This is a genomic window from Bartonella sp. CL25QHWL, from assembly GCF_042195335.1.
Lineage (GTDB): Bacteria > Pseudomonadota > Alphaproteobacteria > Rhizobiales > Rhizobiaceae > Bartonella.
Window position 1 is genome coordinate 1 of sequence record NZ_JBHIOE010000094.1, and the last position, 691, is coordinate 691.

The 691-nt window shown below is 45.6% G+C and carries 1 protein-coding gene; it reads right to left on the reverse strand.

All coding sequences use genetic code 11. From position 1 onward, the window contains the following. Positions 1-209 precede the first annotated feature (209 nt). The gene (locus ACFILY_RS09635; protein WP_375673378.1) at positions 210-332 is read right to left on the reverse strand and encodes a hypothetical protein; all 123 of its coding nucleotides are present in this window, start codon (positions 330-332) and stop codon (positions 210-212) included. Positions 333-691: the final 359 nt, after the last annotated feature.

Below are 691 nucleotides of genomic sequence, written 5' to 3' on the forward strand. Positions count from 1 at the left end.
TTCCAAATGTTGAAGATTACACGCCTTTCACTCCAGAAACTCATCGAAGACAACACGGTCGATGACACGCCCGTGTTGAGGCCGTGTCGGGCGCCGATTCAGCCTTTTCAACTCCTGAAGTTAGGGTTTTGAACTCATCTTTGTTTGGGGATTCTCTTCTCCACCGGGAGTACTTTGATGAGATCAGAGATCAAGCATTTCCACACCGCCTAAGGAGATCTAGGACGAGTAGGAGGCACCGCAAGGGGTGGAGTTGGCGCAAGGACACTGCAAGAAAGAGTGGTTTTAGAGCTTGGAGGGAGTTCTTTCTCATCTTCTTGTTCTTTCTTCATTCTTCTCTTGTGTACCTTCCCTCAGGGGTCAACTGGCCATAGTGCCTTTGTTTATGAACATTGTGAAGTCTATGCTTATACACTCTTGCTATTCAACTATGGAGGCCTAATTGTTGCTTGTGTTAAACATTGTGTTGCATAACTGTAGTGTGTTCTTCATTCGCATGTTTGTTAGGGTGACAGTCTAGCAATTTATCTTGCAATCTTGAATGCATAGATGCAACATAGCTTTTGAGCACACACATTGTGACTTAGGATGAACCGAGGTAGTGTGAGGGGGCACTGAGATAGCGTTCAGGGACCAGTGCAAATCTACAAAGGGATTTACTCTTGCACTGCCGATTCCTCCATCCTTATCT

Coding starts and splice junctions, on each gene's coding strand:
- ACFILY_RS09635 (WP_375673378.1), bottom strand. CDS start 332: ATGAAGAAAGAACAAGAAGATGAGAAAGAACTCCCTCCAAGCTCTAAA.